The sequence below is a fragment of the Pseudomonas sp. CFBP 8758 genome, assembly GCF_014841725.1.
GTDB classification, from domain to species: Bacteria; Pseudomonadota; Gammaproteobacteria; order Pseudomonadales; family Pseudomonadaceae; genus Aquipseudomonas; species Aquipseudomonas baltica.
On sequence record NZ_JACYUK010000002.1, the window covers coordinates 134,537 to 154,585 of the forward strand.

The 20,049-nt window shown below is 62.6% G+C and carries 19 protein-coding genes; 12 read left to right on the top strand and 7 right to left on the bottom strand.

Going from position 1 to position 20,049, the window contains the following annotated elements:
- Nucleotides 1-4: 4 nt before the first annotated feature.
- The 12 genes from iscX (at nt 5) to IFT75_RS04485 (ending at nt 11,567) form a co-directional block, all read left to right on the top strand.
- Complete coding sequence (gene iscX / locus IFT75_RS04430; RefSeq protein WP_122479548.1) at nt 5-205, top strand: Fe-S cluster assembly protein IscX; 201 nt, start codon at nt 5-7, stop codon at nt 203-205.
- A gap of 88 nt (nt 206-293) precedes the next feature.
- Nucleotides 294-719 (top strand): nucleoside-diphosphate kinase, encoded by a 426-nt coding sequence (gene ndk, locus IFT75_RS04435; RefSeq protein ID WP_043186559.1) that lies wholly within the window; start codon nt 294-296, stop codon nt 717-719.
- 28 nt (nt 720-747) lie between these two features.
- Nucleotides 748-1,896 carry a 23S rRNA (adenine(2503)-C(2))-methyltransferase RlmN gene (gene rlmN / locus IFT75_RS04440; RefSeq protein ID WP_122479547.1) on the top strand — a complete coding sequence of 383 codons (1,149 nt, stop codon included), beginning with the start codon at nt 748-750 and terminating at the stop codon, nt 1,894-1,896.
- A 14-nt stretch (nt 1,897-1,910) separates the two neighbouring features.
- A complete protein-coding gene (pilW, locus tag IFT75_RS04445; RefSeq protein WP_043186565.1) occupies nt 1,911-2,666 on the top strand; it encodes a type IV pilus biogenesis/stability protein PilW in 756 nt (251 codons plus the stop codon).
- Nucleotides 2,663-3,646, top strand: a complete 984-nt coding sequence (locus tag IFT75_RS04450) for a RodZ domain-containing protein (RefSeq protein WP_192053565.1) — start codon at nt 2,663-2,665, stop codon at nt 3,644-3,646. The genes pilW and IFT75_RS04450 overlap by 4 nt, the downstream gene beginning before the upstream one ends.
- A 1-nt stretch (nt 3,647) precedes the next feature.
- Nucleotides 3,648-4,757 carry a flavodoxin-dependent (E)-4-hydroxy-3-methylbut-2-enyl-diphosphate synthase gene (gene ispG / locus IFT75_RS04455; RefSeq protein ID WP_122713484.1) on the top strand — a complete coding sequence of 370 codons (1,110 nt, stop codon included), beginning with the start codon at nt 3,648-3,650 and terminating at the stop codon, nt 4,755-4,757.
- 22 nt (nt 4,758-4,779) lie between these two features.
- Nucleotides 4,780-6,069 (top strand): histidine--tRNA ligase, encoded by a 1,290-nt coding sequence (gene hisS, locus IFT75_RS04460; protein ID WP_122479544.1) that lies wholly within the window; start codon nt 4,780-4,782, stop codon nt 6,067-6,069.
- Nucleotides 6,070-6,111: 42 nt separating this feature from the next.
- On the top strand, nt 6,112-6,753 hold the full coding sequence (locus IFT75_RS04465) for a tetratricopeptide repeat protein (protein ID WP_122479543.1): 642 nt from the start codon (nt 6,112-6,114) through the stop codon (nt 6,751-6,753).
- The gene (bamB, locus tag IFT75_RS04470) at nt 6,746-7,900 is read left to right on the top strand and encodes an outer membrane protein assembly factor BamB (RefSeq protein WP_197976848.1); all 1,155 of its coding nucleotides are present in this window, start codon (nt 6,746-6,748) and stop codon (nt 7,898-7,900) included. Before IFT75_RS04465 ends, bamB begins: the two co-directional genes overlap by 8 nt.
- A 120-nt stretch (nt 7,901-8,020) precedes the next feature.
- Complete coding sequence (gene der, locus IFT75_RS04475) at nt 8,021-9,484, top strand: ribosome biogenesis GTPase Der (RefSeq protein ID WP_122479541.1); 1,464 nt, start codon at nt 8,021-8,023, stop codon at nt 9,482-9,484.
- Between the two features lie 137 nt (nt 9,485-9,621).
- Nucleotides 9,622-10,770 carry a pyridoxal phosphate-dependent aminotransferase gene (locus IFT75_RS04480; RefSeq protein WP_192053569.1) on the top strand — a complete coding sequence of 383 codons (1,149 nt, stop codon included), beginning with the start codon at nt 9,622-9,624 and terminating at the stop codon, nt 10,768-10,770.
- The gene (locus IFT75_RS04485) at nt 10,767-11,567 is read left to right on the top strand and encodes an amidohydrolase (RefSeq protein ID WP_192053944.1); all 801 of its coding nucleotides are present in this window, start codon (nt 10,767-10,769) and stop codon (nt 11,565-11,567) included. Before IFT75_RS04480 ends, IFT75_RS04485 begins: the two co-directional genes overlap by 4 nt.
- Nucleotides 11,568-11,773: 206 nt before the next feature.
- Here IFT75_RS04485 and leuA read toward each other — a convergent pair whose 3' ends face one another.
- The 7 genes from leuA to IFT75_RS04520 form a co-directional block, all read right to left on the bottom strand.
- Nucleotides 11,774-13,444, bottom strand: a complete 1,671-nt coding sequence (leuA, locus tag IFT75_RS04490; protein WP_192053571.1) for a 2-isopropylmalate synthase — start codon at nt 13,442-13,444, stop codon at nt 11,774-11,776.
- 383 nt (nt 13,445-13,827) lie between these two features.
- Nucleotides 13,828-14,649 carry a M23 family metallopeptidase gene (locus tag IFT75_RS04495; protein ID WP_185794069.1) on the bottom strand — a complete coding sequence of 274 codons (822 nt, stop codon included), beginning with the start codon at nt 14,647-14,649 and terminating at the stop codon, nt 13,828-13,830.
- A gap of 3 nt (nt 14,650-14,652) precedes the next feature.
- Nucleotides 14,653-16,032 carry an exodeoxyribonuclease VII large subunit gene (gene xseA / locus IFT75_RS04500; RefSeq protein WP_185794068.1) on the bottom strand — a complete coding sequence of 460 codons (1,380 nt, stop codon included), beginning with the start codon at nt 16,030-16,032 and terminating at the stop codon, nt 14,653-14,655.
- A 93-nt stretch (nt 16,033-16,125) separates the two neighbouring features.
- Nucleotides 16,126-17,094, bottom strand: a complete 969-nt coding sequence (locus IFT75_RS04505) for a peptide ABC transporter ATP-binding protein (RefSeq protein WP_122479535.1) — start codon at nt 17,092-17,094, stop codon at nt 16,126-16,128.
- Entirely contained in the window at nt 17,094-18,062 is a 969-nt protein-coding gene (locus IFT75_RS04510) for an ABC transporter ATP-binding protein (protein ID WP_122713475.1), read from the bottom strand. The genes IFT75_RS04505 and IFT75_RS04510 overlap by 1 nt, the downstream gene beginning before the upstream one ends.
- A 10-nt stretch (nt 18,063-18,072) precedes the next feature.
- The gene (locus IFT75_RS04515) at nt 18,073-18,984 is read right to left on the bottom strand and encodes an ABC transporter permease subunit (protein ID WP_049861914.1); all 912 of its coding nucleotides are present in this window, start codon (nt 18,982-18,984) and stop codon (nt 18,073-18,075) included.
- 10 nt (nt 18,985-18,994) lie between these two features.
- A complete protein-coding gene (locus tag IFT75_RS04520) occupies nt 18,995-20,005 on the bottom strand; it encodes an ABC transporter permease subunit (RefSeq protein WP_122479533.1) in 1,011 nt (336 codons plus the stop codon).
- Nucleotides 20,006-20,049: the final 44 nt, after the last annotated feature.

Here is a 20,049-nt window from a genome sequence, read left to right on the forward strand (position 1 = left end):
CGTCATGAGCTATGGTTGGAATGATGTACAGCGGATCGCCGAGGAGCTGGAAGAACGGCATCCGGAACTCGATCCGTATTCGATCGGCTTCACCCGCCTGCAGCAGATGATCAAGGCGCTGCCCGATTTCGACGACGCCTCCGGTCGCGTCGGCGAGAAGGTGCTCGAGGCGGTGCAGACCCTCTGGGCTGCCGAAAAGGACTGATCGATTTGCAGGTTAGGCAATACCCCGGAACCCGCGTATAATTCGCGGGTTTAATTTTTCGCTTCAATCACTGTTTCTGGAGTTTCACATGGCTGTTCAACGTACTTTCTCCATCATCAAGCCCGACGCTGTCGCCAAGAACGTCATCGGCGAGATCACCACTCGTTTCGAAAAAGCCGGCCTGCGCGTCGTTGCCTCGAAACTCAAGCAACTGTCCAAAGCCGAAGCCGAAGGCTTCTACGCCGAACACAGCGCTCGTGGCTTCTTCGGTGAGCTGGTTGCCTTCATGACTTCCGGCCCGGTCGTCGTCCAGGTTCTGGAAGGTGAAAACGCCATCGCTCTGAACCGCGAACTGATGGGTGCTACCAACCCTAAAGAAGCTGCTGCCGGTACCATCCGTGCCGACTTCGCCGAATCCATCGACGCCAACGCCGTCCACGGTTCGGACTCCGAAGCCGCTGCTGCCCGTGAAATCGCATACTTCTTCGCTACTACCGAAGTAACCACTCGCTAAGCCACGGCCAACGAGTGAAGGTGAACCCATGACTGATATGACTGGCAAGACGAACCTGTTGGGTCTGACTCAACCGGAAATGGAACAGTTCTTCGACTCGATCGGGGAGAAGCGCTTTCGTGCCGGTCAGGTCATGAAGTGGATTCACCATTTTGGCGTGGACGATTTCGATGCCATGACCAACGTCGGCAAGGCCCTGCGCGAAAAGCTCAAGGCCTGTGCCGAGATCCGCGGCCCCGAAGTGGTCAGCGAGGACATCTCCACCGACGGCACCCGCAAGTGGGTGGTGCGCGTGGCGTCCGGCAGCTGCGTCGAGACCGTGTACATCCCCCAGGGCAAGCGTGGCACCTTGTGTGTGTCGTCCCAGGCGGGCTGTGCGCTGGATTGCAGTTTCTGCTCCACCGGCAAACAAGGCTTCAACAGCAACCTCACCGCCGCCGAAGTCATTGGCCAGGTGTGGATTGCCAACAAATCCTTCGGCAGCGTCCCGGCGACCGTCGACCGTGCCATCACCAACGTGGTGATGATGGGCATGGGCGAGCCGCTGCTGAACTTCGACAACGTCATCGCGGCCATGCGCCTGATGATGGATGACCTGGGCTATGGCATCTCCAAACGCCGGGTCACCCTGTCGACCTCGGGTGTCGTGCCCATGATCGACGTGCTCGCCGATCACATCGACGTCTCCCTGGCCCTGTCGCTGCACGCGCCCAACGACGCGTTGCGCAACCAGTTGGTGCCGATCAACAAGAAGTACCCGCTCAAGATGCTGCTCGAGTCGTGCCAGCGCTACATGTCGCAGCTGGGCGAGAAGCGCGTGCTGACTATCGAGTACACCCTGCTCAAGGACGTCAACGACCAGCTCGAGCATGCCGTGGAAATGGTCGAGTTGCTCAAGAACGTGCCCTGCAAGGTCAACCTCATTCCGTTCAACCCGTTCCCGCATTCCGGCTACGAGCGCCCGAGCAACAATGCGATCCGTCGTTTCCAGGATCACCTGCATCAGGCTGGCTTCAACGTCACCGTACGCACCACCCGTGGCGAGGACATCGACGCGGCCTGTGGCCAGCTGGTGGGTCAGGTCATGGACCGCACGCGCCGCAGTGAACGCTACATCGCCGTGCGCCAATTAGGCGCTGAGGCCGATATGCCGCAAACTGCCGCGAATCGGAACTGAACGAGAGGAACCCCATGACCCTGCGCGCTGCGCTGCTGATCGTATTCGCCTTGCTGACCGGCTGCGTCACCACGGGCAAGGTCAATCCGATGGACACCAGCAAGGGGCGGGACGAGGCACGTCAGGCCTATGTGCAACTGGGCCTGGGCTACCTGCAGGAAGGCAGTACCGAACGGGCGAAGATTCCCTTGAAGAAGGCCCTGGAGCTGAACAGCTCCGACGCCGACGCCAATGCCGCACTGGCCCTGGTGTTCCAGGCGGAGATGGAACCGGAGCTCGCCGAGCAGCATTTTCGCAAGGCTTTGAACGCTCGCAGCGATGCCCGTATCCTGAACAACTACGGCAGTTTCCTGTACGAGCAGAAACGCTACAAGGAAGCCTATGAACTGTTCGAGAAGGCCGCCGCCGATACGCTTTACCCGGAGCGTTCACGGGTCTTCGAGAACCTGGGCATGACCGCCGTGGCCCTTGGGCAGCGCGAGGTGGCACAGCAGAACCTGGAGAAGGCCCTGCGGCTCAACCGTCAGCAGCCCCGTGCATTGCTGGAAATGGCCGAGATGTCATACCAGGACATGCATTATGTGCCGGCCAAGGAGTATTTCGACCGGTTCACCCAGTTGAGCGAGCACACCGCGCGCAGCCTGCTGCTTGGCACGCGTCTGGCGAAAGTCTACGAAGACAAGAACAAGGCCGCCAGTTATGGCCTGCAACTCAAACGGCTTTATCCCGGTACGCCGGAATATCAGCAATACCTGTCGGAGCAAAGATGAAAGCGGCGCATCCCGAAGTAGCAGCAGGCTCTCGTGTAAACCCCGGCGATACCTTGCGTCAGGCCCGCGAAAGCAAAGAGTGGTCGTTGCCTGAGGTGGCCGCCCGGCTCAATCTCACGCCCACCTCGCTGGCCAACCTGGAAGCGGGCGCGTTCGACAAGCTGCCCGGGCACACCTTTTCCCGTGGCTACATCCGCGCCTATGCCAAGTTGCTGGGTCTGGATCAGGCAGTACTGGTGCAGGCGTTCGACCAGTACACGGGCACCAATGCACAGGGCAGCAACGTGCATGGCCTGGGTCGCATCGAAGAACCATCGCGCCTGGCTCACAACCTGCTGCGAATCGTCAGCCTGATGCTGGTACTGGCGCTGGTGGGTGGCGGTTTCCTCTGGTGGCAGGACAAGACCACCGCGCGGGGCACCGATCCGACCAACGTCGCGCTGGAGCACGTCGAAGTCGAAAGCGCCGATGGCACCACCCAGATCCATCCGCTCGACGAGCCTGAAGACCAGGCGGTCGTGGCTGCGCGCGAGGGCGAGCCGACGGCCTTGAGCCTGAACCAGGGCCAGGCCCCGGTCGACCCGGCCACCACCGGTACGCCTGCCGCCACGGCGGCGCAGCCGCCGGTTGCTGCGCAGACACCAGCGGCCGTTGCCGCGCCGAGCCCCAGCAGCGCCCCGACCATCAGTGCTGCCGACCCGGCTGCCGTCCCTGCGCCCATTGAGGCTCCAGTGGCCGGGCAAGGCCAGGTCGGGATCAATTTCGTCGCCGATTGCTGGACTCAGGTCAGTGATGCCACCGGCAAGGTCCTGTACAGCGGTCTCAAGCGTTCCGGCGAGAATCTTCAGGTCGGCGGCAAGCCGCCGTTCGCCATACGCCTGGGCGTGGCCAATGCCGCCCAGGTGACTTACAACGGTCAAGCGGTGGATGTCGCGCCCTTTACCAAGGGCAATACTGCTCGCATGAAGCTGGGGCAATAACATGCACGGTGAATCTCCGATCAAGCGCCGCGAATCGCGCAAAATATGGGTTGGCTCGGTACCGGTGGGGGGCGATGCGCCCATTGCCGTGCAAAGCATGACCAATACCGATACCAATGACGTCGATGCCACCGTGGGGCAGATCCAGCGTCTGGTCGATGCCGGTGCCGACATCGTGCGCGTGTCCGTGCCCGACATGGACGCCGCCGAGGCGTTCGGTCGCATCAAGCAGCGCGTCAGCGTGCCGCTGGTGGCAGACATCCACTTCGACTACAAGATCGCCTTGCGTGTGGCCGAACTGGGCGTGGACTGCCTGCGCATCAACCCCGGCAACATCGGTCGCGAAGACCGCGTGCGCGCCGTGGTCGATGCCGCTCGCGACCGCGGTATCCCGATCCGGATCGGCGTCAACGCAGGCTCGCTGGAAAAGGATCTGCAGAAGAAGTACGGCGAGCCGACGCCCGAAGCGTTGGTCGAGTCTGCGCTGCGCCACGTCGAGCATCTGGTGCGCCTGGACTTCCACGATTTCAAGGTCAGCGTGAAAGCGTCCGACGTGTTCATGGCCGTCGATGCCTATCGCCTGCTCGCCAAGCAGATCATCCAGCCCTTGCACCTGGGCATCACCGAGGCCGGTGGCCTGCGCTCCGGCACGGTCAAGTCGGCGGTCGGTCTGGGCATGCTGCTGGCGGACGGTATCGGCGACACCATTCGCATTTCGCTGGCAGCCGATCCGGTGGAGGAGGTCAAGGTTGGTTACGACATCCTGAAGTCGTTGCGCCTGCGTTCGCGTGGCATCAACTTCATTGCCTGCCCCAGCTGTTCGCGACAGAACTTCGACGTGGTCAAGACCATGAACGAACTGGAAGGGCGTCTCGAAGACCTGCTGGTGCCGCTGGACGTCGCGGTCATCGGTTGCGTGGTCAACGGACCGGGCGAGGCCAAGGAGGCCCATGTCGGTCTGACTGGCGGTACGCCAAACCTGATCTACATCGACGGCAAGCCGTCACAGAAACTGACCAACGACAATCTGGTGGATGAGCTCGAAAGGCTGATCCGGCAGAAGGCAGCCGAAAAGGTCGAAGCCGACGCGGCGTTGATCATTCGCGGCTAACCGGGATTTCTAAGGATATTTTGTGAGCAAGACTCTGCAAGCCATTCGTGGCATGAACGACATCCTGCCCGAGCAGACGCCGCTGTGGCGCTACTTCGAAGGCACCGTGGCCGGTTTGCTGGACGGCTACGGCTACCGCCAGATCCGCATGCCCATCGTCGAGTTCACCGACCTGTTCAAGCGCTCCATCGGCGAAGTCACCGATATCGTCGAGAAAGAGATGTACACCTTCGAGGATCGCAACGGCGATTCCCTCACGCTGCGCCCCGAAGGCACTGCAGCCTGTGTTCGCGCAGTGCTCGAACATGGCTTGAGCGGCGGTGGCCAGGTGCAGAAGCTCTGGTACATGGGGCCGATGTTTCGTCATGAGCGGCCGCAGAAAGGGCGCTATCGCCAGTTTCACCAGATTGGCCTGGAGGTGTTCAACCTCGACGGCCCGGACATCGATGCCGAGCTGATCGTGCTGACCTGGCGGCTGTGGAAGCTGCTGGGGATCCGTGACGCGGTCACCCTTGAACTCAACAGCCTGGGCACCAGCGAAGCCCGCGGTCGCTATCGCGAGGCGCTGGTGGAGTTTCTCACCGCGCACCTGGACCAGATCGACGAAGACAGTCAGCGCCGTCTGAAGACCAACCCGCTGCGCGTGCTCGATACCAAGCACCCGGAAACCCAGGCGGTGCTGGTCAACGCACCGAAGCTGGCCGATTATCTCGACGACGAGTCGCGCGTGCATTTCGAAGGTCTGAAGGCGCGTCTGGACGCCGCCGGCATTCCCTACGTGATCAACCCCAAGCTGGTGCGTGGCCTGGACTACTACAGCAAGACCGTCTTCGAATGGGTCACCGACAAGCTGGGCGCCCAGGGCACCGTGTGTGCCGGTGGCCGCTATGATGGCCTGGTCGAACAGATGGGCGGCAAGCCGACACCGGGCGTGGGCTTTGCCATGGGCATCGAGCGCCTGATCCTGCTGCTCGAAACCCTGGAGCAGGTGCCCGAGTCGATTTCCCGACAGGTCGATGTGTATCTGTGTGCATTTGGCGAGCAGGCCGAGCTGGCAGGTCTGACCCTGGCCGAGCGGCTGCGCGACGAAGTGCCTGGGCTGCGCTTGATGGTCAATGCCGGTGCCGGCAGCTTCAAGAGTCAGTTCAAGAAAGCCGACAAGAGCGGTGCGTTGCATGCCTTGATCCTGGGGGACGACGAACTGGCCCAACAAGTGGTAGGTTTCAAACCCCTGCGCGGCCAGGGCGAACAACAGAACATTGCCTGGTCGGCATTGGCCGACCATCTGGCGACCTGCGTTGTGCAGGGCTGAATCAAGCAAGCATCAAGCATTTGCGCGAATAGGAGCATTGGGGTGTCGAGTACCGAAGACGAACAAATGGGCGAACTCAAGGACTGGTGGCAGCGTAACGGCAAGCCCTTGGTGACCGGTGGCCTGCTGGCCCTGGTCATCGTGTTCGGCTGGCAAGCCTGGACCCGATACCAGAGCAACCAGTCGCAGAGCGCTTCCAACCTGTACCAGCAGTTGCTGGAAGCCAGCCTGACCCCGACCGGCAAGCCCGATACCGCCCAGGTGGCGGATCTGGCCGGCAAGCTCAAGAACGAGTTCGGCGGTACTGCCTACGCGCAGTACGCCAGCCTGTTCCTGGCCAAGGCTGCCGTCGATGCCGGCAAGCTCGATGACGCTGCAGCCGAGCTCAAGACGGTGGTCGACAAGCCAGCCGACACCACCTTGGGTGAGGTTGCGCGTCAGCGCCTGGCACAGGTCATGGCCGCGCAGAACAAGGCCGAAGACGCCTTGAAGCTGCTCGACGGCGACACCGACAAAGCCTTCCTGGCGGCCCGCGAAGAGCTCAAGGGCGACCTGCTGGTGCAACTGGGCCGCAGCGACGACGCCTATGCCGCGTATCAAAAAGCCAAGGCTGCGCTGTCCGATGAAGCGGCGGTGGGTGGCCTTCAAATCAAGCTCGACGACCTGGCCAAAGGGGATGCGTGACGTGATCCGTTGGAAACATGCAGCATTGCTGGCCCTGGCCTTGATGGCCGTGGGTTGCAGCAGCAACAGCAAGAAGGAACTGCCACCGGCCGAGCTGACCGACTTCAAGGAAGAAGTGTCCTTGCAGAAGGTCTGGAGCCGCGGTATCGGCGATGGCCAGGGCAAGACCTACAACATGCTCGTGCCGGCCGTCGAGAACGACCGTATCTACGCCGCCGATGTAACCGGTGAAGTGGTCGCGATGAACCGCATGACCGGTGACGTGTTGTGGAAGAAGGATCTGGACCAGCCGGTTTCCGGTGCCGTCGGTGTGAGCTACGGCATGGTGACCCTGGGGACTCTGCGTGGTGATGTGATCGCTCTGGACGCCGATACCGGCGAACAGCGCTGGAAGGCGCGGGTGAACAGTGAAGTGCTGGCGCCACCGGCCAACAATGGCAACGTCGTTGTAGTGCAGACCCAGGATGATCGCCTGATCGGCCTGGATGCCAGCACTGGCGACCAGCGCTGGCTGTACGACAGCACCCCGGCGGTGCTGACCCTGCGCGGTACGGGCGCGCCGCTGGTGACCAACCAGCTGGCGATTGCCGGGCTGTCGACCGGCAAGGTCGTGGCGTTGGACGTTTCCAACGGCGTGCCGGTCTGGGAAGCGCGGGTTGCCGTGCCCCAGGGCCGCTCCGAGCTGGATCGGGTGGTCGATATCGACGGCGGCCTGCTGCTGTCCGGTGGCACGTTGTATGTGACCACCTATCAGGGCCGCATGGCCGGCCTGGACCTGGAAAGCGGGCGCGTGCTGTGGCAGCGCGATGCATCCAGCTACGCAGGTGTCGCGCAGGGATTCGGCAACGTCTACACCAGCCTGGCCTCGGGAACCGTGGAGGGCGTCGACGAGCGTTCCACCACCGCCCTGTGGAGCAACGACCAGCTGGCCCGTCGTCAGTTGTCGGCGCCCGAAGTGTTCTCCAGCTACATCGCAGTGGGCGACCTGGAAGGTTATGTCCATCTGTTGAGCCAGGTAGACGGTCGTTTCGTCAGCCGCACCCGGGTCGACAGCGATGGCGTGCGGGCTCGCCCGCTGGTCGTCGGTGACATGCTTTATATTTTCGGCAACAGTGGCAAGCTGGAAGCCCTGACCGTCAAGCAGTGATTGACTATGCTTGCTGACACCCGCGGGTGTCGGCAAGCCGCTTCCTTTGAAGCGCCTCGAACTCCGGCCGCTGCCTGCAGCGGCCTTTGTATTTTCTGAATCAACGCAGTGGAGAGCCGCATGGTTCCCGTAATCGCCCTGGTGGGCCGACCCAACGTCGGTAAATCCACCATGTTCAACCGCCTGACCAAGAGCCGTGACGCCATTGTCGGCGACCTGTCTGGTCTTACCCGTGATCGCCAATACGGTGAGGCGCGCTGGCAAGGGCGTTCCTACATTCTGGTCGACACCGGTGGTATTTCCGGTGACGAGCACGGCATGGACGAAAAGATGGCCGAGCAGTCGCTGCTGGCCATCGAAGAAGCCGATGTCGTGATGTTCCTGGTCGACGCGCGCGCCGGTTTCACCGCCGCGGACCAGATGATTGCCGAACACCTGCGCAAGCGTAACAAGCGCTCGCTGCTGGTGGCCAACAAGGTCGACAACGTCGACCCGGAAATGGCCAAGGCCGAATTTGCCCCGTTGGGCATGGGCGACGCGATTCCCGTGGCCGGTGCCCAGGGCCGCGGCCTCAACACGTTGCTCGAAGCCGCCTTGGGCGAGTTTCCGCGCGACGATGACGAAGTCGACCTTGAAGCCGATGTGGCCGAAGGCGAGGAGGCCGTGCGTATCCCGGGCCCGAGCGAGAAGGATGGCATCAAGATCGCCATCATCGGTCGGCCCAACGTCGGCAAGTCGACCCTGGTCAACCGCATGCTCGGTGAAGACCGGGTCATCGTCTATGACCAGCCGGGCACTACCCGGGACAGCATCTACATTCCCTTCGAGCGCAACGAAGAGAAATACACGCTGATCGACACGGCCGGTGTGCGCAAGCGCGGCAAGATCCACGAGGAAGTCGAAAAGTTCTCGGTGGTCAAGACGCTGCAGGCGATCAAGGACGCCAACGTGGTGATCTTCGTCATGGACGCGCGCGAAGGTGTGGTCGACCACGACTTGAACCTGCTGGGCTTCGCCCTGGAAACCGGTCGTGCCATCGTCATCGCGCTGAACAAGTGGGATGGCATGCAGCCCAGCGAGCGCGACTATGTGAAGGTCGAGCTGGAGCGGCGGTTGTTCTTCGTCGACTTTGCCGACATCCACTTCATTTCGGCGCTGCACGGCACCGGCGTGGGTAACCTGTATGCATCGGTGCAAGCATCGTTCAAATCGGCGATCACGCGTTGGCCCACCAGCCGCCTGACGCAGATCCTCGAGGATGCGGTGCAAGAGCACCAGCCGCCGATGGTCAACAGCCGCCGCATCAAGTTGCGTTACGCGCACTTGGGTGGTGCCAACCCGCCGTTGATCGTGATCCACGGCAACCAGGTGGAGCGGGTACCCAAGTCGTATGTGCGCTATCTGGAAAACACCTATCGCCGGGTGCTCAAGCTGGTCGGTACGCCGATCCGTATCGAGTTCAAGGGTGGCGAGAACCCGTACGAGGGCAACAAGAACACCCTCACCGATCGCCAGGTCAACAAGAAGCGCCGCCTGATGTCGCACCACAAGAAGGCCGACAAGAAGCGCCGCGACAAGCGTTGATACACCGTGGTGACGCCGGACGCGGCTCGCGCCGCTGCTACAGGGAAATGTGCAACCCGTAGCAGCGGCGCAAGCCGCGTCGGCGGTGGATGCGGTCTGCCTGCTACACTGGAGAACGGTTTTCCAGGGAGCAGCTCATGATCAGCAGCAAGCTGCCGAATGTCGGCACCACCATCTTCACCACCATGTCGCAACTTGCCGCACAAACCGGCGCCTTGAACCTGTCCCAGGGTTTCCCGGATTTCGACGGTCCGCCTGCCTTGCTCGAGGCGGTCGGTCGACATGTGCTGGCAGGCCACAACCAATACTCGCCCATGACCGGCCTACCGGCCCTGCGCGAACAGGTGGCGATCAAGGTCGAGCGTCTGTACCGGCGCACTGTGAACGCCGAAACCGAGATCACCATCACACCGGGCGCCACCCAGGCAATTTTCTGCGCGATCCAGGCAGTCATTCGCCCCGGCGATGAAGTCATCGTGTTCGATCCCTGCTACGACAGCTACGAACCCTCGGTCGAGCTGGCTGGCGGCACCTGCGTGCACGTGCAGCTGGATGCCGAGAACTTCACGATCGACTGGCAGCGGTTGAACGATGCGATCACCTCGCGCACCCGCATGATCGTCATCAACTCGCCGCATAATCCCAGCGGTGCCTTGATCAGTGCTGCGGAACTGGACCGGTTGGCGGCACTGATCGCCGACCGCGACATCTACATACTCAGCGACGAGGTCTATGAGCATCTGGTGTTCGACGGCGTCGCTCACGCCAGCGTGCTCGCTCATGAACGCTTGTATGAGCGCGCGTTCGTGGTCAGCTCGTTCGGCAAGACCTACCACGTCACGGGCTGGAAAACCGGCTATGTGATCGCACCGCCGGCCCTGAGCAGGGAACTGCGCAAGGTGCACCAGTACGTCAGCTTCTGCGGGGTCACGCCGCTGCAGTACGCGTTGGCCGACTACATGGCCGCACACCCTGGACATGTGGATGAGCTGCCGGCGTTCTATCAAGGCAAGCGTGATCTGCTCTGCGACCTGCTGGCGGATTCCCGCTTCACGTTGACACCCACGCCCGGTACCTACTTCCAACTGGTCGACTATTCGGCGATCCGGCCCGACTTGAGCGATGTCGACATGGCGCTGTGGTTGACGCGCGAGCATGGGGTAGCGAGCATTCCGGTGTCGGTGTTCTATTGCACCCCGGTAGCGGATCAGCGCCTGATCCGGTTGTGTTTCGCCAAACGTGAGGAGACGCTGCGCGAGGCAGCGAGCACATTATGCCGAATATGAGTGAAGCGACTGTTGTCGAGCATGCCCCGGAACTCAAGCTCGCATTGGTGCAGACCCAGCTGGCCTGGCACGACCGCGAAGCCAATCTCGAGCACTTCGATGCCTTGCTCGAGCACGCGCGGGGTGCAGATCTGGTGGTCCTGCCGGAGATGTTCACCACAGGGTTCTCGATGGAGTCCGAAAGCCAGTGCGAGCCGGAGAATGGGGTGACTCACGGCTGGCTGTTGGCGTGGGCCGACAAGCTCGACGCGGTAGTGACCGGCAGCGTGATCGTCCAGGCTGCAGACGGCAGCTATCGCAACCGCCTGTTGTGGGCGTGCCCGGACGGCCAGATGCTGCATTACGACAAGCGCCATCTGTTTCGCATGGCTGCAGAGCACGAGCACTACAGTGCTGGGGAGCACCAGGCGGTGTTTTCCGTGAAGGGCTGGCGCGTGCGTCCGTTGATCTGCTACGACCTGCGTTTTCCAGTGTGGAGCCGCGATGCCCAAGGCACTGACCTGCTGCTGTACACCGCCAACTGGCCGGGCGCGCGACGCATGCACTGGAATCGCCTGCTGCCAGCCCGGGCAATCGAGAACCTGTGTTACGTAGCCGCAGTGAACCGCGTGGGCACCGATGGCAAGGGCTTTGCCTACACAGGCGACAGCCAGGTGTTGGACTTTCAGGGCGAGAATCTGCTGAGCGCTGGCGAGGCCGACGGGGTCTTCCACGCAAGCCTAAGTACCGAAGCGTTGCGCGCCTACCGCGGCAGGTTCCCGGCCCATCTGGACGCTGACGAATACGAGCTGCGCTAGGAACGCTCATGCCTGACACGCCGCGGTGCGTTTTTCGCGGCCGATGATTCGATAGTTTGTAGGAGCGGTCTGTGGCCGCGAAGGGTTCATGGCGTTATGCCTGACACACTGCGGTGTGTTTTTCGTGGCCGATGACCGCTCCTACGGGGTAGCGCACGCATAAAAAAACCGGCCCTGAAGGGCCGGTTCTTGTGCGACTACCCATATCAGGCAGCTTTCGCTTCCTGCTGGCTCAGCGACCGGTTCAGCGCGCTGAACAAGGCCTTGAAGCTGGCCGTGGTGATGTTTTCATCCACACCCACGCCATGCACGGGACGGCCACCGGCCACCCGCAGCTCGATGTAGGCTGCGGCCTTGGCGTTCGTGCCTGCGCCGATGGCGTGTTCGTTGTAGTCCATGATCTCGACGGCGATTGGCATGGAGGCGACCAGCGCTTCCAGCGCGCCGTTACCCTTGCCACGCCAGTGTTGGGTTTCTCCGTCACTGTGCACTTCGACGTCCACGGCACTGTTGCCGTTTTCTTCCTGCAACCGATGACTGATCAGCGCGTAAGGCGTGTTGGCCTGCAGATACTCTTTACGCAACAAGGCGTAGATCTGCTGGGCGGTCATCTCGAGGCCCAGGCGGTCGGTTTCACCCTGTACCACCTGGCTGAACTCGATCTGCATGCGGCGCGGCAGGCTGATGCCGTATTCCTGTTCCAGCAGGTAGGTGATGCCACCCTTGCCCGACTGACTGTTCACGCGGATGACTGCTTCGTAGCTGCGACCGATGTCGGCCGGGTCGATCGGCAGGTATGGCACCTCCCACAACGTGCCTTCCTTCTGCTGGGTGAACCCCTTGCGGATGGCATCCTGGTGCGAGCCGGAAAACGCGGTGTGAACCAGATCGCCCACATACGGATGACGAGGGTGCACCGGCAACTGGTTGCACTCTTCGACCACCTTGCGGATGCCGTCGATATCGGAAAAATCCAGCTCGGGATCGACGCCCTGGGTGTACAGGTTCAAGCCGAGGGTCACCAGGTCGACGTTACCGGTACGTTCGCCGTTGCCGAACAGGCAGCCTTCGACGCGATCCGCGCCGGCCATCAGACCCAGCTCGGTCGCAGCCACGCCGGTGCCACGGTCGTTGTGCGTGTGCAGGCTCAACAGCACGCTGTCGCGACGGTTGATATGGCGGCCGAACCATTCGATCTGGTCGGCATAGATGTTGGGCGTGGACACCTCCACGGTGGCCGGCAGGTTGAGGATGACCTTGTTCTGCGGGGTGGGATTCCACACCTCGATCACCGCATCGCAGACTTCCTTGGCGAACTCGAGCTCGGTGGCGCTGAAAGTTTCCGGGGAGTACTGGAAGGTCCACTGGGTTTCAGGCTGCTGGGCTGCGTATTTGACGAACAGCTTGGCGGCATTTACCGCGATGTCCTTGACGCCCTGCTTGTCCTGGTTGAACACGATCTTGCGGAAGGACGGCGACGTGGCGTTGTACAGGTGAACGATGGCCTTCTTGGCGCCCTTGAGCGATTCGAAGGTGCGCGCAATGAGGTCTTCGCGGGCCTGGGTCAACACCTGAATGGTCGTGTCGTCCGGGATGTGGCCGTCTTCGATCAGGGTGCGCACGAAGTCGAAATCGGTCTGCGAGGCGGAGGGGAAGGAGGCTTCGATTTCCTTCACGCCAACGGCGACCAGGGTTTTCCAGAAGCGCAGCTTCTTTGCCGCGTCCATGGGCTCGATCAGCGATTGATTGCCGTCTCGCAGGTCGGAGCTGCACCAGATAGGGGCCACCGTGATGGCTTTCGACGGCCAGGTGCGGTCGGGCAGGTCGATAGTCGGGAACGCACGGTACTTCTGCGACGGATCTTTGAGCATGGACATGGTGAAAATCCTTGGTGAGCAGCCTGGGGAAAGGGCCTGCCGGTCATTCGAATGGTGAAGAGGCGAGGCGACGCGTTTCAGCCAGGCAGTCGTGCACTGACCAGGCAGAGGCTGCGGTGTTGGCGGAGCTGGATGAGGGTGTGTGCAGTGTTCATGACCCCAACCCTAACCAGTGGGGTGAAAAATGGCAAGGGTATTGAGAAAAATGGTAGGAGAGTTGGGTATCTTGGGGCAGGCGATATTTTATTGCTGAATATTTGGAAAGGGGTGCCAGAGATTGCGTGGCTTTAAGGGGCGGCGCAATGCGCTGGGTCGACGGTGCGGCCTTCGCGGGCAGAGCCCGCTCCCACAGGTCAAGCAGTGCTGAGAGGATTTCCGGTGGGTCAAGGCTGAAAGGCGTTGATGAAGATCGCCGGATCGACCCGCGCATCGTTGAGGCTGATATTCCAGTGCATGTGCGGTCCGGTCGCGCGGCCGGTGGAGCCGACCCGGCCGACCACTGCACCGCGTGCCAGGCTTTGCCCGACCTTCACGTCGATCTTGGACATGTGACAGAACATGCTGATGAAGCCCTGCCCATGGTCGACGAACACGGTGTTGCCATTGAAGAAGTAATCACCCACCAGAATCACCTTGCCATTGGCAGGGGTCTTGATCGGCGTGCCGGCCGGCACCGCGAAATCCAGGCCCGAGTGCGGATTGCGCTCCTCGCCGTTGAAGAAACGCCGCACGCCGAACTTGCTCGACAGCGGTCCGCTGACAGGCTTGTCCAGCAGCAGGTTGCTCGGCGTGCCAGCGCTGAAGCTGCGATAGGCGCGCAGCTGCTCGGCCAGTTCGCCGTCGATGCGTTTGATGTCGGCCGGGTTGGGGTTGACCTGCCGTGTATTCTTCAAAGTGATGCGCTGTTCCGGGTACTGTTTGCTGCCCACCTGAAAAGCGACGGTGCGCCCGGCCACACTCAGCTGCGCCGGGCCCGGCTTGACCGTCAATGGAATACCTACGATGGCCCGCCAGGTGCCTTGCTCGTTGACGACCAGCACCTGCCTGCCATCGTAGGTGGCCTTTGGTGCCTGGCTGGCGCTGCCCAGATCGACCACCGCCACGCCGCCGGGCACCGGTTTGTTCAACAGCCGGGTGATGTAGCTGTCCGCCTGGGCGAACGAAGACAGGCATATCAGCAGGGCGACAACGAGAAAACGCGGCATGGATCAGTCCAGTAGGGAAAGGGTAACGGGCGTGAGGTGATTGTCCTCGACGCGTACTGCAAGCTCGCCTTCGCCGAGCCTTGCGATCAGGCATTGACCGCGCTGGGTCTGTTCGGCGCTGCGGATGGCCTGGCCCCGCTCATCGAGCAGGATGCTGTAGCCGCGTCCGAGGGTCGCCAATGGGCTGACCACGTGCAGGGTCTGCACCTGGCTCTGCAGCAACAGACGACGCGCCTTGAGGGTGTCGCGCATGGCCCGCGGCAGACGCTCGGCCAGGCCATCCAGGCGCTGTTTGAGCAGCCGCAGGACTCGGTCCGGGTGCTGCCCGGCAAGCCGCGTCTGCAACTGTGCCAGGCGGTGCGCGCGCGCAGTCATCTGCCGTTCGAAGGCGCGGCGCATGCGCATGTCCAGGTCGTCCAGGCGCTGTGCCTGTTGGCGCAGACGTTCGCCGGGATGGCGCAGGCGGCGGGTCAGCCCTTCCACACGCAGGCGTTCGTGGGCCAGGCGATTGTGCATGCGCAACACCAGGCGCCGCTGCAGGCTGTCGAGTCGGCGCTGCAGGTCGCCGGCATCCGGGGCCAGCAGTTCGGCAGCTGCCGAAGGAGTAGGGGCACGTACGTCGGCCACGAAGTCGCTGATGGACACGTCGGTCTCGTGGCCTACGGCACTGACGATCGGCGTCACACAGGCATCGACGGCGCGCGCCACGGCTTCTTCGTTGAAGCACCAGAGGTCCTCCAGCGAACCGCCGCCACGGGCGAGGATGATCGCGTCGAACCCGCGCGCATCGGCCAGGCGCAGGGCGCGGACGATCTGAGCGGTGGCTTCGCGGCCTTGCACGGCGGTCGGGATCAGGGTCAGCTGGATCTGCGGGGCGCGGCGACGGAACACGCTGATGATGTCGCGGATTACCGCGCCGGTCGGCGAGCTGACGATCCCGATGCGTTGCGGGTGAGCCGGCAGCGCGACCTTGCGTTCGCTGCTGAACAGGCCTTCGGCATCAAGCTTGACCTTGAGCGCATCGAACGCCATGCGCAGCGCGCCGTCGCCGGCAGGCTCCACGGTGTCGAGGATCAGCTGATAGTCGCCACGGCCTTCGAACAGCGAGACCTTGCCACGCACCTTTACCGCTGCGCCGTCCTTGAGGACCTGGCGCACGCGTTGGGCGTTCTGCCTGAACAAGGCGCAGCGTACCTGCGCACCACTGTCCTTCAGGGTGAAATAGACGTGGCCGGACGCCGGACGCGCCAGGTTGGAGATTTCACCTTCGACCCAGATGTTGCTGAAGACGTCTTCGAGCAATACACGGGCGCGGCCATTGAGCTGGCTGACGGTGATGACCTCGCGATCGAGGTTGAGGCGGGCGAAGGGGTCTTTGATCATGTTCGGCATCATAGAGACATTCGTCTGCGGATGCACTGGGAGGAGGGGGAGGGAAAAGGCCTCTTCGACAGTGAGCGAAGAGGCCTTGAAGCGTTACAGGAACTGTTCGGCGTAGTGACACGCCACTTGCCGCGTATCCACCGGCCGGAACGCCGGTATTTCCGTGCTGCAGCGTTCGGTGGCGTACGGGCAACGCTTGTGGAACGCACAGCCCGACGGCGGATTCAACGGGTTGGGCAATTCGCCGACGATCTTGATCTTGGGCTTGAGCGGATCGGGCTTGATGGTCGGCGTTGCCGACAGCAGGGCCTGGGTGTACGGGTGCAGAGGCCGGGTGTAGATGTCCTCCTTGGGCCCCATTTCCGCCGGCCGGCCCAGGTACATCACCAGCACCTGATCGGCCACGTGACGCACCACCGCCAGGTTGTGCGAGATGAACACGTAGGCCGTGTTGAACTCCTGCTGCAGGTCCATGAACAGGTTCAGCACCTGCGCCTGGATCGACACGTCGAGTGCCGAGGTCGGCTCATCGGCGACCAGCACCTTTGGCTGCAGCATCATGGCACGAGCCAGGGCAATACGCTGGCGCTGACCACCGGAGAACATGTGCGGGTAGCGCTGGTAGTGCTCGGGCCGCAGGCCAACCTGTTGCATCATGGCCTGGACCTTCTCGCGTCGCTCGGCCTTGCTCAGCGAGGTGTTGATGAGCAATGGCTCACCCAGCTGATCGCCGATCTTCTGCCGCGGATTGAGCGAGGCATAGGGGCTCTGGAAGACCATCTGTACGTCCTTGCGCAATTGCTTGCGCTCGGCCTTGCTGGCGCCGGCGACTTCCTGGCCGGCGATCTGCAGCGACCCGGACGAAGGCTCTTCGATCAAGGTCAGCGCGCGAGCCAGGGTCGACTTGCCGCAGCCCGATTCACCGACCACGGCAAGGGTCTTGCCGGCTTCGAGCTCGAAGGACACGCCATTGAGGGCGCGCACCACGGCATCAGGCTTGAACAGCCCGGCCGAGACGTTGTAGTGGCGAGTAAGGTCGCGGGCGGTCAGTACGACGCTCATTACGCCACCTCCTGATTGAGTGGGTAGAAACAGCGCGCCAGGCTCTGGGTTTTCTGATCCAGGGCAGGGCGTTGGGTACGACAGTTTTCACGCACGTACGGGCAGCGTGGCGAAAGCAGGCAGCCCTGCGGACGGTCGTAGCGGCCCGGGACGATGCCAGGCAGGGTGGCCAGGCGTTCGGCGCCCTCGCTGTGCTCGGGGATGGCCATCAGCAGCGCTTCGCTGTAGGGGTGCGCAGGGATATCGAACAGTTGCGGCACATGGCCCACCTCCACCGCCTGGCCGGCGTACATCACGCACACGCGCTGGGCGGTTTCGGCCACCACGGCAAGGTCGTGGGTGATCAGGATCAAGCCCATGTTCTGCTCTTGTTGCAGGTTGAGCAGCAACTCCATGATCTGCGCCTGAATGGTCACGTCCAGGGCGGTGGTGGGTTCGTCGGCGATCAGCAGCTTGGGTTCGCCGGCAATCGCCATGGCGATTGCCACGCGCTGGCTCATGCCACCGGACAGTTGATGGGGGTAGGCATCCAGACGGCTTTCCGCCGCAGGAATTTCCACCTTCTTGAGCAGTTCCAGGGCCCGCTGGCGCGCGGCCTTGCCGGACATGCCCAGATGCTGGCGCAAGACCTCCTCGATCTGGAAGCCCACGGTGTAGCTTGGGTTCAGGGCGGTCATCGGATCCTGGAAAATCATCGCCAGGTCCTTGCCGACCACCTTGCGCCGTTGCCGTGCGTTGAGCTTGAGCATGTCGTGGCCGTCGAACAGCAGCGAGTCGGCCGTGACGATGCCGGGCGCGTCGATCAGGCCCATCAGGGCCATCATGGTCACCGACTTGCCCGAACCCGACTCGCCGACGATGGCGAGCACTTCGCCCTTGTCCACGCTGAGGTCCAGACCGTCGACGACCGGCACAGCCTTGGCGTCGCCAAAGCGCACGTTCAGGTTGTTGATATTCAAAAGTGACATGGTCGGCTCCTCAGGCGGCGTTCTTGAGTTTGGGGTCCAGCGCATCGCGCAGCCCGTCGCCCATCAGGTTGATTGCCAGCACGCTGAGCAGAATGGTCAGACCCGGCAGGCTCACCACCCACCAGGCGCGTTCGATGTAGTCCCGCGCCGAGGCCAGCATGGTGCCCCATTCCGGCGTCGGCGGTTGCACGCCCAGGCCCAGGAAGCCCAGCGCAGCGGCGTCGAGAATCGCCGAGGAGAAACTCAAGGTGGCCTGCACGATCAGCGGCGCCATGCAGTTGGGCAGCACGGTAATGAACATCAGGCGTGGCAGCGTTGCCCCGGCCAGCCGCGCGGCGGTCACGTAGTCGCGGTTCAGTTCACCCATCACCGCAGCGCGGGTCAGGCGCACGTAGGAAGGCAGCGACACCACGGCAATGGCGATCACGGTGTTGATCAGGCCAGGGCCGAGAATGGCGACGATGGCCACTGCCAGCAGCAGCGACGGCAGCGCCAGCATGACGTCCATCAGGCGCATGATCGACGGCCCGAGGATGCGTGGGAAAAAGCCGGCCAGCAGACCCATGAGGATGCCCGGGATCAGTGACATCACCACCGACGACAGGCCGATCAGCAGCGACAGCCGCGAACCCTGGATCAGGCGCGAAAGCAGGTCGCGGCCCAGTTCGTCGGTGCCCAGAATGAACTGCCACTGGCCGCCTTCCAGCCATACCGGCGGGGTCAGGAGAAAGTCGCGGTACTGCTCGCTGGGGTTGTGCGGTGCCACCCAGGGCGCGAACAGCGCGCAGAAGACGATGATCAGCATGAACACCAGGCCGGCCACGGCGCCCTTGTTCTTGGCAAAAGCCTGCCAGAATTCTTTGTACGGGGAGGGATAGAGCAGGCTCTGATCCACCGCTACCGTTTCGATTTTCGTAGTCATGGATAGGGTCTCAGCGCTGATGACGGATGCGTGGGTTGGCCAGGCCGTAGAGTATATCCACGACGAAGTTGACCAGGATCACCAGGCAGGCGATCAACAGGATGCCGTTCTGCACGACAGGGTAGTCACGGGCGCCGATGGCCTCGATCAGCCACTTGCCGATGCCCGGCCAGGAGAAAATGGTTTCGGTCAGTACCGCACCGGCCAGCAGCGTGCCGACCTGCAGGCCGAACACCGTGAGCACCGGAATCAGCGCATTGCGCAGGCCGTGCACGAATACTACGCGGGCCGGCGACAGGCCCTTGGCGCGCGCCGTGCGCACGTAATCCTCGCGCAGGACTTCGAGCATCGAGGAACGGGTCATGCGCGCGATCACCGCAAGCGGGATGGTGCCCAGTACGATGGCTGGCAGAATCAGGTGATGCAGGGCATCCCACCAGGCGCCTTCGTCTTCGCTGAACAGCGTGTCGATGAGCATGAAGCCGGTTTTCGGCTCGATGTCGTACAACAGGTCGATGCGCCCGGAGACCGGCGTCCAGCCCAGGGTCACCGAGAAGAACATGATCAGGATCAGGCCCCACCAGAAAATCGGCATGGAATAGCCGGCCAGGGAGATGCCCATGACCCCGTGATCGAACAGGGAGCCTCGCTTGAGTGCGGCGATTACCCCGGCGAGCAGGCCCAGAATGCCGGCGAAGATCAGCGCGGCAATGGACAGCTCCAGGGTGGCCGGAAACAGTGCGGTGAACTCGGTCCACACGCTTTCACGGGTCCGCAGCGACTCGCCCAGGTTGCCCTGGGCAAGGTTGCCGATGTAGTCCAGGTACTGGGCATACAGGGGCTTGTTCAGACCCAGGCGTTCCATCGCCTGTGCGTGCATTTCGGGGTCGACCCGACGCTCGCCCATCATCACTTCGACAGGGTCACCGGGAATCAGGCGTATCAACGCGAAGGTCAATAGCGTGATGCCGAAGAAAGTGGGGATCAGCAATCCCACACGTCGGGCAATAAAACTAAACATCGTGCGTAGTACCTCATCAGCCGGTTAGGCATGCCCCGCGTCCG